This window comes from Streptomyces colonosanans, assembly GCF_001866645.1.
GTDB lineage: Bacteria > Actinomycetota > Actinomycetes > Streptomycetales > Streptomycetaceae > Streptomyces > Streptomyces colonosanans.
In genome coordinates this window covers 14,578-28,057 of record NZ_MLYP01000105.1, presented here as the reverse complement: position 1 = coordinate 28,057, position 13,480 = coordinate 14,578, and the positions used below count along the sequence as shown (strand labels likewise).

10 protein-coding genes and 3 pseudogenes are annotated in these 13,480 nt (G+C 66.7%); 6 read left to right on the top strand and 7 right to left on the bottom strand.

Going from position 1 to position 13,480, the window contains the following annotated elements:
• Nucleotides 1-79 precede the first annotated feature (79 nt).
• Both BIV24_RS29655 and BIV24_RS29650 read left to right on the top strand, forming a co-directional pair.
• Complete coding sequence (locus BIV24_RS29655; RefSeq protein WP_071369555.1) at nucleotides 80-439, top strand: hypothetical protein; 360 nt, start codon at nucleotides 80-82, stop codon at nucleotides 437-439.
• Nucleotides 436-1,251: an SPDY domain-containing protein gene (locus tag BIV24_RS29650; protein ID WP_342745294.1), complete on the top strand. Its 816-nt coding sequence runs from the start codon at nucleotides 436-438 to the stop codon at nucleotides 1,249-1,251. Before BIV24_RS29655 ends, BIV24_RS29650 begins: the two co-directional genes overlap by 4 nt.
• Before the next feature lie 169 nt (nucleotides 1,252-1,420).
• Here BIV24_RS29650 and BIV24_RS34705 read toward each other — a convergent pair whose 3' ends face one another.
• Nucleotides 1,421-1,606 (bottom strand): hypothetical protein, encoded by a 186-nt coding sequence (locus tag BIV24_RS34705; protein ID WP_071369554.1) that lies wholly within the window; start codon nucleotides 1,604-1,606, stop codon nucleotides 1,421-1,423.
• A 483-nt stretch (nucleotides 1,607-2,089) separates the two neighbouring features.
• Here BIV24_RS34705 and BIV24_RS29640 point away from each other — a divergent pair, with 483 nt between their 5' ends.
• A complete protein-coding gene (locus tag BIV24_RS29640; protein WP_071369553.1) occupies nucleotides 2,090-3,880 on the top strand; it encodes a type IV secretory system conjugative DNA transfer family protein in 1,791 nt (596 codons plus the stop codon).
• Nucleotides 3,881-3,911: 31 nt separating this feature from the next.
• Nucleotides 3,912-4,508: a hypothetical protein gene (locus tag BIV24_RS29635; RefSeq protein WP_071369552.1), complete on the top strand. Its 597-nt coding sequence runs from the start codon at nucleotides 3,912-3,914 to the stop codon at nucleotides 4,506-4,508.
• 959 nt (nucleotides 4,509-5,467) lie between these two features.
• Here BIV24_RS29635 and BIV24_RS32780 read toward each other — a convergent pair.
• A pseudogene (locus BIV24_RS32780) lies at nucleotides 5,468-5,846 on the bottom strand (transposase); the annotation flags it as partial.
• A gap of 173 nt (nucleotides 5,847-6,019) precedes the next feature.
• On the opposite strand from BIV24_RS32780, the gene BIV24_RS29620 reads away from it, so the two are divergent.
• Nucleotides 6,020-6,547 (top strand): hypothetical protein, encoded by a 528-nt coding sequence (locus BIV24_RS29620; RefSeq protein WP_079168639.1) that lies wholly within the window; start codon nucleotides 6,020-6,022, stop codon nucleotides 6,545-6,547.
• An 11-nt stretch (nucleotides 6,548-6,558) separates the two neighbouring features.
• On the opposite strand, the gene BIV24_RS29615 is transcribed toward BIV24_RS29620, so the two are convergent.
• The 5 genes and pseudogenes from BIV24_RS29615 to BIV24_RS36625 all read right to left on the bottom strand — a co-directional run.
• A complete protein-coding gene (locus BIV24_RS29615) occupies nucleotides 6,559-7,812 on the bottom strand; it encodes an IS110 family RNA-guided transposase (protein WP_071369557.1) in 1,254 nt (417 codons plus the stop codon).
• Between the two features lie 454 nt (nucleotides 7,813-8,266).
• A pseudogene (locus BIV24_RS29610) lies at nucleotides 8,267-9,332 on the bottom strand (IS1380 family transposase); the annotation flags it as partial.
• Nucleotides 9,333-9,922: 590 nt separating this feature from the next.
• Nucleotides 9,923-10,663 carry an NAD(P)H-dependent oxidoreductase gene (locus BIV24_RS29605; RefSeq protein WP_071369549.1) on the bottom strand — a complete coding sequence of 247 codons (741 nt, stop codon included), beginning with the start codon at nucleotides 10,661-10,663 and terminating at the stop codon, nucleotides 9,923-9,925.
• Nucleotide 10,664: 1 nt separating this feature from the next.
• On the bottom strand, nucleotides 10,665-11,123 hold the full coding sequence (locus BIV24_RS29600) for a VOC family protein (protein WP_071369548.1): 459 nt from the start codon (nucleotides 11,121-11,123) through the stop codon (nucleotides 10,665-10,667).
• 234 nt (nucleotides 11,124-11,357) lie between these two features.
• Nucleotides 11,358-11,456, bottom strand: a pseudogene (locus BIV24_RS36625) (MbtH family NRPS accessory protein); the annotation flags it as partial.
• A 308-nt stretch (nucleotides 11,457-11,764) separates the two neighbouring features.
• Between BIV24_RS36625 and BIV24_RS29595 the strand changes: the two are divergent.
• Nucleotides 11,765-12,742 (top strand): hypothetical protein, encoded by a 978-nt coding sequence (locus BIV24_RS29595; RefSeq protein ID WP_071369547.1) that lies wholly within the window; start codon nucleotides 11,765-11,767, stop codon nucleotides 12,740-12,742.
• Nucleotides 12,743-13,480 lie beyond the last annotated feature (738 nt).

The following is a 13,480-nucleotide window of genomic DNA, read 5'->3' as shown; positions in this document are numbered from 1 at the left end:
CCCCCGCACCACACCCCGCCCCCACGCCGCATCCGGCGCCTTCCGTACCCGCCGCTGACCCCGAAATCCAAGGAGCCCTGTGCCCGACCTCACCCCGGACGCCATCCACGCAGCCACCGAGACCCTGACCCGCCTCACCGAATACCTGCGCGAGGAACCGGACCCCGCCGACGCGCTCGCTCTCGTCGAGCCGCTGCTCGACGAGTACACCGGGATCCCCATCCAGCTCGCCGACACCCTGCGCGCCCTCGCCCGCACTCTGCTGGAGCACCGACCTGACACCGTGGCTGCTCATGAAGTCCAGCCGCTGGTAGAGAGGTTGCGTGCCGCGGCCTGGGAACAGACCGACCAGTACATGCTCCATTACGTCCTCGACGACCTCCGGGCCCTGTATACGCGCACGGCGCCAAGCGACCCGGGGTGCGGTTCGTGCCGGTGAGCGACCAGCAGGTCAATGCCTTTGCCGAGAAGCACGCCTGGCAGATTCCGTTCGATACCGGCCCGCGTCACCTCGCCGGCCCCGGCGATGCTCGCCACGTCACCCACGGCTTGGCCGCCGCCGGATGGAAACGGGCCTCTGATCCGCTCAGTCCCGAGATGGTGCTCGCCAGCCCGGACCACCGCTACCGGCTCTCCTTTGTCCCGACGTCAGGCTTGTCTGCCTGGTGGCAGCTGCGGGCTGAGCCCACCGATACCGAGCCCGGCTGGTACGCCGAGTTTGGTGAACTCGTGCCCGCCGAGGTCCTCGGCGGCCTGGCCGACGCCCTCGTCGCCCCTTCAGTAACCGGGCACATCGGTCCTCTGGACGTACTGGGCTCCGCAGGGTGGCTCATCAACGCCCGTGGAGTGGCCAGTTCACCTGATGCGGCATGCCGCGTCGAACAACGCGCCGAGCTGCACGAGGACTCCCTGGCGTTCTGGCACGTGGAGGTGCGCGATCCCGACCGTGGTCGCCATAGCCCGCGCCTGTGGCACGCCAGATTCGATCCCCGCACGCCCCAGCATCTGGTCAATGCCTTCGTCGCCGCGCTCGCCGACCCCGCCCCGCTGCAGCGCGGCATGTACGACCGCACCGCCCACCACAGCGTCACAAAGGAGCCCAGCCCGCTCCGGCCGGAGCAAGTGGTCGAGGCGCACAAGACCCGCCTCAACATGATCCGCGCACGGGCACGCACCGCCCGCCGGCAGCAAAGCAAGCCCACGACCACCCCAGCAACATCCAGCACCGCCCGACCGGCCGCACGCCGCTGACCGCGGAAAGGACGCCCCTATCTCCTACGTCGCGCGTGTTCAACGCCAGTTCCTGCGCTCCCTCGACCGCTACATCCGCGACAGCAAGAAGATCCTCGACGCCTGGGACGCCTACTCCGACGAGCACTCCGACCTCGACGGCTGGCCACACGACGAACACGCCTACGGGCTACGTCAGAGCCAGCGCGATGCCGAGACCGCTGAGGCGTTCGACACCGTTCGCGACGGTGCACGCCTCCTGCTGGCCACGGCCGACACACAGCTGGCCCTCGTGCCTGCCGACAGGGCGCAGACCCGCTGGGTCTACCAGCTCGGCGTCCTGCACGCGGCCCTCGACCAGCTCGAGGCCCTGCATGAGGAATGGCTGCGTACCCGCGAAAGCTTCCCCGGTGACGCGAAGCTAGGTACTCCCGCCTTCGATGACGCCCTCGCCGAGTATCACGCCGAGTGCTGGAGCTACCTCGATGACTGGGCCATCCACGGCCACGTCATTAGTGACATCAGCACCGCAGCCCGATATGCGCCTTCGCCCCTAGCACCACCACCCACCACGAAAGCGATATCCGCGCCAGGCCGGACGACTTCGGTTAGAAGGTGACCAAGTCCCGCACCGACAGCCCGCGCCGCGTCCCCATCCTCAACCCCAACCTCGTCACCCGTACACAACTGGCAGTGCACGCACCCGAAATCGCATCCGCCATGTCGGAGCCGCGTCCGCGCACTCGCCGCTCGACGCGCTCCTCAGTCGGTGCCGCCCCCGGAAATCTCGCAGCGCCCCTATCCGGGCCGCACCCGCTGACTTCGGTCTCCCCCGCTACCACACCACTGGAACTGCCCCCTGCCCGGAAACGCCTCCAACAGCACCGACGGCTACGACATCGTCTTCCGGCTTCTGCTGGGAGTCCTCGCCGTCTTCGTTCCCCTGTCCCATCTCGCCTGGCTGTCCGGCAACGTCACCTCCTATCTCACCGGACACGTCTGGGCGCCATACCAGCCGACCACCGCTCTCCTCCACCCCGCCCAGCTCTGGCCGCAGGCCGGGGAAGCATCGCTGCTGATTGGTGCGCGCATCGTGCCCGTCGCCGCCCTCCTCGCCCTCGGCGCCGCTGTCGGCCTGTTGTGGATCCGGCACAAGAGCAGCGGCGGTGGCCGGAAGAAGAAGATCGTCGGGATGGCCAAGGCCCGGGATATCGAGCCCTTGATGGCCAAGGCGATCACCGACAAGGCCCGCTCGCTGCGCCCGAGTCTGAAGAACGCCAAGCGCATCGACCCCAAGGACACCGGCGTCCTCCTGGGCAACATCCAAGGAACGAGGCATGAGGTCCGGATGGGATACGAGGATGTCGCCGTCGCGATCATGGCTCCGCGCTCCGGCAAGACCACGTCGCTGGCGATCCCTTCGATCCTCAACGCGCCTGGTCCGGTCCTGCTGACCTCGAACAAGGCGGCCGGCGATGCCTACACCGCGACGATCGACGCCCGTTCCACGGTGGGGCGGGTGTGGTCGATGGACCCGCAGCAGATCGCCCACGCGGCCCGCGAGATGTGGTGGAACCCTCTCGCGGACGCCAAGACGCTGGACGGTGCCGGCCGCTTGGCCGGGCACTTCCTCGCCGCCTCGGTGGACGCCTCCCAGCAGGGCGATTTCTGGTCCAAGGCCGGATCCAACATCCTCTCCCAGCTCTTCCTCGCCGCCGCGCTCGATGACCGGCCCATCACCGACGTCATGCAGTGGCTCGCGTTCCCCGCCGACCGCACCCCGTTGGACATCCTTCGCGACCACGGCTTCACCGCCGTCGCCGCCCAGCTCAAGGGCACCGTCGAAGGCCCACCCGAGACCCGCGACGGCATCTACGAGACCGCCCGCCAGTACGCCGCCGCCCTGCTCAACTCCGAGATCGCAGCGTGGGTCACCCCGCAAAAGGGCGTCCCCGAGTTCAAGCCAGCCGAGTTCGTCACCTCCGCCGACACGCTCTACCTCCTGTCGAAGGACGGCGGAGGCGGAGCGAGCGCCCTGATCGCAGCGTGCGCGGACTCCGTGATGCGGGCCGCGACCGCACAGGCCGAGCGCGCCGGCGGGCGGCTCGACCCGCCGATGCTCGCGATCCTCGACGAGGCCGCCAACGTCTGCAAGATCTCGGATCTGCCGGACCTGTACAGCCACTTGGGCTCGCGCGGGATCATCCCGATCACGATCCTGCAGTCCTACCGCCAGGGCCAGAAGGTCTGGGGCGACGCGGGCATGGACGCCATGTGGTCCGCCTCCACCATCAAGGTCATCGGTTCCGGAATCGACGACCCGGACTTCGCCGACAAGCTGTCCCGGCTGATCGGCGACCACGACGTCGAGACCACCTCCACCTCCCATTCCGAGTCCGGCAAGTCCACGTCCGTGTCCATGCGACAGGAACGCATCCTGGCCGCGGACGCCATCCGAGCCCTACCCAAGGGCACCGCTTTGTGCTTCGCCACCGGCATGCGCGCCGCGATGCTCGACCTGCGCCCCTGGTACCTGGAGCCCGGCTCCGACGAGTTGTCCGCGGCCTCCGCCCGCGCCTCCAAGGCGATCACCACCCGCGCCGTTGCCAAACACGCCCCCGCGCAGGACGACTTCGGCCCCGCGGCCTGATCAGTCCCCCCACCACCTCACTGGAGCCGCCATGGCCCTCACGGACCACCACGACGTCTTCATCGGGTCCACCGACGACGGATACACCTTCGTCGTCCTCAACCGCCGGCGGCCCGGCGCCGGCCGCTTGCTGACCGACGCCGGGTTCACCGCCCGCGACCATCACGGACGCACCGTCTACCTGCTGCCGCCGGGAACACCCCAGGAGGCGCACGAGCGAGCCGGTCAAGCGATGTACGGGCTGCTGGAACACACCCACGACCTCGTCGACCTCTCCTGGACAACACGCTGGAGCCCGCAAGGCCCGCCACCTGAACCCGACCTGCGCGTCCAGTTCAGCGACGGCATCGTCACCGCGACCGCCAAGACCGCCGCAACCCGATCGCTGCTGGAGCAGCACGGCTTCACCCCTTCTGCCGACGGGTTCTCACACCGTCCCCCGGCTGGGCTGGACGAGCGCGGCCTACTCGACGCCGTTGTGGGTGTGGAATCACACGCCTACGCCCATGGGCTCGGCGTCCGCGTCGGCCTTGGCATCCCGACCCCAGCGGCGATCCCCGTCACCGCACGCCACGCCACCGTCCCCACCGGCCCGGCTGCGATCCCAGCACGGAGACACAGACGCTGACGCCTATTCACCGGATCCCCTCCATCGCCATCCGCCAGATCGACCTGCCCACGCAGATCGACCATCTCCGCAAGCTCGGCGACGACTTCGCCGCCCTGCACGCCGCCGTCACCGCCGGGGACGCCCAGCCAGGCAGCGAGCTGCTACAGCAGCTCGGCCCCAGGATCCTCGCGATCCATGAGCTGACCGGGCGCGCCCTGGTTCGCCTGTCGATGCTCGACGGCAGCCAGTACACGGCCGTCCCCGGCAGCCGTTCCTCACTGGAGACGCTCAGTGAGGTCGTCGCATCCGCACCTCTGGCCGCCTCACAGCTGGCCAGAGCCGTGGCCGACAACCCGCTCGACGCCATTGCCTTCGCGCCGACGTTCTCGACAGCGTCGCTCCCGCCTTCAGTGCCCGGCCCGAAAGGCATGCCTCGCCCCAGCCGGCGCTGCCGAAGGTCCAGGGCCGGCCCTCTGGCCGAACGCCTCGCGGACACCCCCACCCCGCCGGCCCAACCCCGAGGGACCTCGGAACGACCAGCACCTTCGTCCCTCTGACTCAGCTCATGAGCACCGTTTCTACGAAGGCGCCGGGTCAACACGATAGGCGAGATACCGATCGAAAATCTCCTGGCTATCAGGAGTGAAGGTCCACTGCTGCAGAGTCCGCCGCAGCTCGGACTCGGTCAGCCACCCGTGCCAGGCCACCTCACTCGGATCGGGGGCGACGATCTCCGGAAGCACGGCATCGCATTCCCCAAGCCAGTGAGGGCTGAGCCCGCCCCGGTTGAGGAACTTGAACCTAACCTCGATCGTTCATGAGTCCTCGTCGGGGTGCTGACGGGGACTCTGTGTTTGCGAGGTGCGGTCTTTTCGGGGTTGGGGCAGGTTGACGGTCCGGCTGTCGCGTCGGGTGGGCGCCGGGTTCCACTTTCCCGGTGCGGTGGTGCGGATCGTTGGGGCGGTCGGTGTGGCTGGTCAGCCGGGACTCGGCAAGGCATTGAGGCGGTCGATTGCCCGGTGATCACATCCGTCCAGGGCCATCGGGTGGTGAAGCGGAGCCAGGGGCGGCGGCCGGTGGTGACCAGCTGGGCGGCGGCGGAGAACAGCCGCAGGCGAAGCCGTTTGGGTTCCCAGCGGCGGGTTTCTGCGGTCAGGGCGAGCATCGGCATCCAGGCGAGGAGGTCGAGTGCGATCTGGACGATCTCCAGCCAGATCTGGTTCTGCGCGGTGTCGTGCAGGGGCAGGTTGCGCAGGACGGTGTCGCGGGCGTTTCGGATGCGGTCCTCGCAGCGGGCCCGGCGGCGGGGCGCAGTTCCAGGTCGGCGAGCTGGCCGCTTTGTGTGTTGGTCGCGAAGCAGACACCTCAGGCGCCTAACTCGTCAACCCGAGCAGCTGTGCGCGCCTGGGAAATCGAACAAGATCGGCTCGTCGTCTTGGCTTGCGTGCGCATCTCCGGTCGCGCAAGAGTGCAGTTGACGTGGAAATCGGGGCTCATGGCGGGGGCTGGGGGACAGACAGGTGTGCAGGATGGACCTGGCCGCCAAGGAGGCGGCGATCGCTCGATTTCTCGACGAGTACCCGAGGTCAGTTGATGCTGGCCGTTGGCATCCTGCCCTCCAGGGCTGTGAGGAGGTCCGCTGGTCAGAGTTTCCCGGATGTCCCGCTGCGATCCCGGTACTGCTGCATGCCCTCCTCGACCAGGCCGCCGCGGCCGAGGCACAGCGAGTGCTCACCAACACCATGTTCAGCATCGCCGAGATGAACACGGCCGTGCCGGAAGTCCTGCCTTTTCTGCTTCGTCTCGTAGGCGACCCGCAGGTTCCTGAGCGATCCGGACTGCTGGGTCGTCTGATCACGGTCGCCGAATTCTCCGAGCCGATCGAGGTCAGCAACGAGGCCATGGTGCTGTGGTTCGGCAGAGACAGCGATCATCCTGAGCGTGAGCAGTGCAGGGCTGTGTTCGCGGAACACGCGAGTGTGGTGGCGACACTGCCGGAGGGCCTGATCAGCGCTGCCGGTCAGGCGAAGCTTCGGCAGGCCGCCGGAGTCGTGTGAACATTCCGCGTTCAGGCCACCTGCGCGACCGCAGAGACCGGGGCGGGAAAGGCCACGGCCTCGTCGAAGCGGCAGCCGTGCTGGAGGCAGTGGTAGAGCTGCCCGATCATGCGGTTGAAGAGGTTCCTTTGGGCGGCAGCGTGCCAGTCTCCGTGGTCGTCTCGGCGCCTTCGATAGTGGGCCTTGGCGCCGGGCGAGGCGGTGATGGAGGCGAAGGCCCAGAGATAGCCGGCATGGTTGAGCCGGTCGTTCTTCACCCACCTGCGGGTAATGCTCGACTTCTTGCCGGATGCTCTGGTGATGGGCGAGGCGCCGGCGTATGCCTTCAGGCCGCGGGCGTCCGCGAAGCGGGTCCGGTCGTCTCCGATCTCGGCGAGCACCCGGGCGCCGAGCTGGACGCCGAGGCCGGGGAAGCTGAGGATGATCTCAGCGTCCGGGTGCTGAGGGAAAGCCTCTTCGACCGCTGCGGCGAGATCGTCGGCGGCGGTGCAGGCCGCCTCCAACTGGAGTAGGAGCGCGAGCATTTGCTTGCCCAGCGCGTCCTCAACCAGCGGCGGTTGGTGGGCCCATTCGGAGCGGAAGACGTCACGGAGTCGTTCGGCCTCGGCCGCGATGCCTCGCTTGCGGCCAGCCCGTTTGAGCGCGGCTTCCAGCTGGGTGCGGGTCAGCCTCGCGGCCCGGGTCGGTGTCGGGGCCGCCTTGAGGAGCTCTCGGGCCTCCGGCCGGCACAGGCCGTTGCGCCAGGGCTCGAAGGCTGCCAGGGCGGACGGGTAGTACTCCCGTAGCAGCGAGCGGAGCTGGTTGGACAGCTGTTGGCGGTTCCACAAGGAGTCCTGCTGAGCGCGGGCGAGGACGGCGATGGCCCGGCCGAGGTTGCTGTCGCCTGGCAGCGGCCGGTGGGCGTGCATGTCGGTGCGCAGGATGTTCGCGAGTACCAGGGCGTCGCCGGGGTCGGACTTCTTGCGCGAGACCGAATGGCGGTCGCGGTAGCGGGCGGCGGCCATCGGGTTGATCGCGAACACCTGGCGCTTGCCGGTTCGCAGGACCGCCACGAGCAGGCCGCGGGAGGTTTCGATTGCGACCGGGATCGGGTTCTCCTCCGTGTCGCCGTACTCGACGAGCAGGTCCAGCAGGATCTTGTAGCCCGCGGCGTCGTCGGTGATGTGGCGCTTGGCCAGTAACTGGCCGCTGTCGTCGACCAGAGCGACGTCATGTGTGCGCTCGGCCCAGTCGATGCCGCAGTAGATCACGATGTTCCTCCCCATGGCGCAGATGTTCGTACTGGTCACGAGCACATGCGGGCCACGCAGCGACCTAATCCCAGGACTCGGCACGAAGGCCGGTCCGCCACCTCAGTAGCCGTTCGTGGCACCAGCTCACCCCACGGGCCTCGGTCTATGCGGGAGCTCAGACAGCTCGGGCGTATCGAGAGGTCACTGTGCGGCGGGCTCGCACCACCAACACCAACGAGTGATCAAGGTGACAGTGTTGACGGTCACGAGGACGCAGAACGCCACCGATCTGCTTCGAGGCATCAACGCCTGGTCAGACGAAGGCATCCGCCCGGCGCCCACGTGACCGCCAACGCTCGACGGCAGCACTGCGGTGACCAGGATGTGTCGTGAAGCACCGCTCTCACAGAAGGCCTGTAGGGCCGTGTTAGGGATAGATGTCTTCACCCACGCTGCCCAGCCACCGAGCACCGCTAATACCGGATTAGGTCAGCCGCAGCCCGTCGAGGTCGGTGAAGCGTAACTGGGCGCCGGGGTGTGGCCGTTCCTTGCGGACGATCAGGGCGAGCAACCGCTGCAAGGCACGAGCTTCATCCAGCGGGTCCAGGTCTTTGCGGTGAATGTTCGCGGAGCCGCATGCCCTTCGGCCATGTGCTCAGGTCGGGCATGTCGGTGATCTCCGCGACCCAGGCGCCGGGCCGCTCGGTGCCACCGGCGTCGTAGGCCGGTGTCCACGCCTTCTTCGGGATCTTCAGGACGGCCTGGTGGATGGTGTCGGTGATGGTCATTCCGACGGAATACGACAGCCACCGGCCCCGGCGGGAGAGCCAGTCGAGGAAGGCGTGAGTGCCGCCGGCGGAGTCGGTGCGGATCAGTGTCTGCCGGTCCCGCCGCAGGTGTCTGGGGAGTTGGGCCAGGGCGAGCTGGGTGGTGGTGATGTGATCGCTCGCGGTGTTGGAGCCTGCATTGCCGGGCCGCAGCAGGGCCGCCACCGGCTCTCCGGAACCGGCCTGGCCGTGGTCGACGAACGCGACGAGCGGATGATGGCCGAAGGTCTTCTTCCAGGTCGCGGTGGCGTCCTGTTTCTCGGAATGTGCAAGGACCAGCACGCCGTCCATGTCCACGATCACCTGCCCGTCGGCGGCCGGACCGTTCGCCCGGCCAGCCCCCCAGACCCGTGAGCGTACTTCGGCCCGTGCCGACCGGATCGCGGTGAGGGCCTTCGGTCCGGCTGCGGCGAGGGCGTCGATGAGCCGGGAGACCGTGGGGTCGGATGCCACCGGGCCGAACACGTCGGGCTCGGCCCGCAGCATGGCGACATCGGCGAGGCAGTCCCCGCCCAGAGCGACACCGAGCGCGACATCCAGCAGGACTTTGCCCGGGTCGTGCACCGCCCGCGGCTTGCGCCACGGCGCCAAGACGCCCGATATCGCGATGTCCAGGCCGGACTTGCGGACCGTCTCAGCCAGCAGCACCGCCCCGGCCTGCGAGACCGCCCCTGTGCCACCGCCCTCGACGCGGACACGCGGGTACAACCCGATACGCTTGCTCACCTGGAGAGTGCTTCTTCCCGTGCAGCCAACAGGACCCTAGACAAGTCCCATCGTTGCAGGTCAGGAGCACTCTCCGATTATTTGATCAAGGCATGGACGGGCATGCTCATGAAAGCGCGAGGCTAGACAACTCCGCGGCCGATTGCCTGGCGCAACGGCACCCGATCTGCGGCTATTACCCGAGGTCTACGCAGCGTAGTCAGCACCAAGTCAGCAGGGAATCAGCACCGCGCCCACTCCGCCCGCTCACCGAAACGCTTGACACGCCTCCTGGACGCCCTCCGCCTGGCCCGCGCCGACGCAGCCGCCGACCGCCCTTCGGCCTTCGCCTTGCTGCAGTGGTGGCAATGTCACGTCCTCGCCACGGGACTCCGTCCCCTTCCACATCCGACCCGCCTACGCCAAGTCCGGCCGCGAACGCTACGGCGTCACCGCCGACCTCCCCGCCCGCCTCGGCACCTGCCTCGACCAGGTCACCGCCGTCCGACGTGTGCTCCGCAGGGCGGACGGCGCGGGAGGGGCGCTCGACTTGGCGCCCGTGGGTCGTCCACAGCGCCGCGAGGCCCAAGGGGCCATCGTCGTGACTCTCGTCAGGGGTTTCGCTGCGCGATAGTACGCGCTGTCACCCCAGCTCTCAGCCGCTCGTCCGGGCCGTATTCCTCACGCGAGTGGAAGAACAGCCTGGGTGTCCGGTCGAGCCCGCGCAGCCGGTCTCGATACGCCCTCAGCATCGACACCCGTTCCTCCCGCGAACGACGGCCCGGTTCATAGGCGATGAAGGGGGTGATGACGTCGAACCCGGTGTACCGAAGGATTCCGTTGTGGATCGGCCAGAGGACATTCAGGATGTCACCGTCAATGCCGTTCGGGGCGTAAGTGGCTGCGGATGTCCCAGTGGTCACCGACACCATGGCGGACTTCCCCTGGAACATCCCCGTATCGTATTTTCGCCCGGCCTTGTACGCGAACCCTTTGGCCATGACGCGATCAACCCATCCTTTCATAATGGCCGGCATCGTGAACCACCACATGGGGAACTGCAGGATGAGTACATCGGCGCCCGCGAGTTTGTCCTGCTCCGCACGTATGTCCGGGGAGAGGGAGCCGGCCTCGAACGCGGTTCCCTGCTCACGTGCGATGTCCAGGACACCGGCCGCCCTCGGCCTGTCCTGGAAGTCGTCCGGCCCCACGACGGCGTGAAACTTCATCGCGTAGAGATCACTGATTTCGACGGAGTGCCCGGCCCCCTGGAGCGTCTCCGTGGCAACGCGGGTCAGCGCCGCGTTGAACGATGCGGGTTCGGGATGCGCCAGCACGATCAGAAACCGCACGTCACACCTCGCTCCGAGGCGGCGGAACGGAACGTACCATGAGGGTCACCCCTGCCGAATCGCTGGTGTCGAAGTAGGTGAACCCCGTACCGTCCTCCCGGCGACCCCGCATCACCACGCCCAAACCCAGTTCCCGGCCGACGTGTTCACTGGAGTCGACATCCTCGGCTGCGAACCCGATATGGAAGACTCCCGGACCGTAGTCATCTAAAAACCTGCGCTGCGGACAGTCCAGCTCCGGTGGCTGGCACAGCTGAAACTGTACGTTTCCTATGTCGGCGTACTTGTAGGTCATCGCCATGAAAGCTTGCCGATTAGGCATATCCAGATCACCGAAGCCGGAGAGGTCAGGAAAGTCGAACCAAGGACCTATACCGAGCTCGGTGTAGTATTCGACGGCCTTCTCAATATCGTGGACGACTATGCACACGTGGTGCATGATCCGGAACGGACTGCTCATCTCACGCCTTCCTTACGATGTGCAACAACGGTCAAGAATCAGGCCGAAGCGTGTCTTCGTCAGAGGCGCCGACCTCCGAGACCTTCAGACCGTGAACGCGCCGTGCCGCCTCCAGCGAGCCGGCCTGTCTACTTACATGTCGCCGCTGTAAACGGCGACAGCGAAAAGTACCTGGTCCCGCGACCCGCTGCGGGTCGTAGAGAACGGACCAGCCCTCGTGGCGCTGCCCGAACATTACCGTCGACGCATGCCCGTCCAGCGGGATTCCACATGGTCCAGGCAGTCTTTCCGCGACACCTCTCCATGAACGTTCGTCCACCCAGCGGGGACATCCCTAAAAGTCGGTCATGGAGAGTGCTGTCCCTCTTCGTTCACGGACACATAGCATGTGCCGTCTTCGTCTTCGAACGGATTGGCCGTCGATGCCTCCCGTGAAAACCGGATCCATACGGCGACCAGCACCTCCCTCGCGATCGCACCTCGGGCACGATTACACGCAATGATTGTCGTGCGGCTCACCGACTGTCTCGCCGGCGAGACATCCATTTCGATTCAAGATGCTATTATCGTCAGATGTAATCACTCGAATTGTACCCACAGTGCCGATTAACCATTCCGACTCCCCGACGACCGGGAACACAATGAACTCCTATGATCAGCAAGCCCTGTCCACCGTGCTGCCGACATCGGACGAATGGGAGTTCGGCGGACACCTCTACGGGCTCGAACCACTCGCGCTTCCGCCCTCCTGGCTTCCTCGGGAGGCACTTGGTGTCCGGCCTTCGCTCATACCGCCCCCCCGCGAGGCCTCCGCATCCCTGACGCCGTCCGACGCGGCCAACATCGACCGTCTGTTCTGGTTCCGGTGGATCACCGGGCATCAAGCCACGTTCATTCTGTGGCAGATACTCTCCTCGATTCTGAACGAGGCCGAGCAGCCGGACGCGGACACCGACGCACTCGCTCGCCAGGCGCGCTGTCTGGTCCGTGGCTGTTCCCTCATGCTGCTGTACACCAGCTCACCTCCTCAGGAGGCGTACGAGCGCATCATCAGGGAGCCGATGGCGCGCCTGCATCCCAACCTGACCGGCGCCTGGGCCAGGGACTACGCATCCGTCCGCCCGCTGATACGGGGCAAGACGGGATTGGGCAACCCAGACGAGGCGTCGGCACTCGCCGCAGAGTGCGAACTTCACGAGACCGTCCACGAAGGCATAGCCGTCCGGGTCGTTCCGTCCGGCGTGTCGCTGCTGCGTACTCCCAACGAACGGCGTAGCTCTCGACCGCTGCGCCGCGAGACGCTTCGATGGCTCTACGATGGCATCTTCCTGACCACCCGGTTACCCATTGGGTATCGCACGCTCGTTCAGCAGCTCGTTCGCAGGCTTCAGGCGATCCTGCTCGACATAACTGTCAACGGTCTCTACCCTTCATGCGCATCCAGCACCGCCGAGGACCCCCCTCAGCTCCTCAGCACTGACGTTAAGGAACTCAAAGCCTCTTTCACTGACACTCTTCACGCTCTGATCGTGTGCGCCGACGCAGAACCCGGAGCGTTCACCCCACACTCCGACTCACAAACCGCTCGTGACGAGCAGATCCAGAAGGGATTCTCGTGAGTACTACCGACGAGCAGGTGTCAGCGGAGGCGCACTGCGCCCAAACGTTCAACGCGGCCATCGCCTGAGCAGCCCTCAGTGCTGCGTGGGAAACAGGGCGCTTGGACGAGCTGGCCACCACACGCCGTGTCGTGGCAAAGGGGTTCGCCGGCGACAACGACGCGCATTCGGAGGTATTGAGGGCACTGCTCGTGGCGCTCTCCAGCAGGCGCATCGTTAGGCTCGATGCCGACCGCACCGTCGCTACCCCCGATATGGGCTTGAGCGGGGGCGTGACGAGAGTTCCGTCGTCAAGGACGAAAAGACGTTCATGCCTCCGAGTTAACGGCGCTCCACCGCGTAGTTGCCGACGCGCGTCGCCGCACCACTACCGCCTGGAGCCACGCGCGTGATGTCCTCCGAGACCCATATCGACAGAGGATGGGCGCAGCCGGGCGCACACCCAGGAATTCCTCCGTAGCCACCAGATACGGCCGGATGTAAACGCTGGCCCCCGGGTCCTCGGGTATCCAATCACGGTCTGCACGGTCCAACTCGCGCAGAGATACCAGAAAGATCTCCTCGGGCACCACCGGCATCGCAAGACGCGCGGCTAATTATGAATTTTCCGAGCCTTCTCCCGAGGACGGAAGGGCTGGATTTTTCCGCTCGGCGTCCGGTACACTTCGAAGGCCGCTTGACCTAATGAAACGCCGTGGTAGCGGGCGACGGAGGCAGGGTACCTAAGGGCTTGATCGC

Bases quoted from the DNA above. Each gene is read 5' to 3' on its own strand.
- BIV24_RS34705 (WP_071369554.1), bottom strand. From the start codon at position 1,606: ATGCAGGGCCTCGAGCTGGTCGAGGGCCGCGTGCAGGACGCCGAGCTG.
- BIV24_RS29635 (WP_071369552.1), top strand. From the start codon at position 3,912: ATGGCCCTCACGGACCACCACGACGTCTTCATCGGGTCCACCGACGAC.
- BIV24_RS29620 (WP_079168639.1), top strand. From the start codon at position 6,020: ATGGACCTGGCCGCCAAGGAGGCGGCGATCGCTCGATTTCTCGACGAG.
- BIV24_RS29615 (WP_071369557.1), bottom strand. From the start codon at position 7,812: ATGGGGAGGAACATCGTGATCTACTGCGGCATCGACTGGGCCGAGCGC.
- BIV24_RS29600 (WP_071369548.1), bottom strand. From the start codon at position 11,123: ATGAGCAGTCCGTTCCGGATCATGCACCACGTGTGCATAGTCGTCCAC.
- BIV24_RS29595 (WP_071369547.1), top strand. From the start codon at position 11,765: ATGAACTCCTATGATCAGCAAGCCCTGTCCACCGTGCTGCCGACATCG.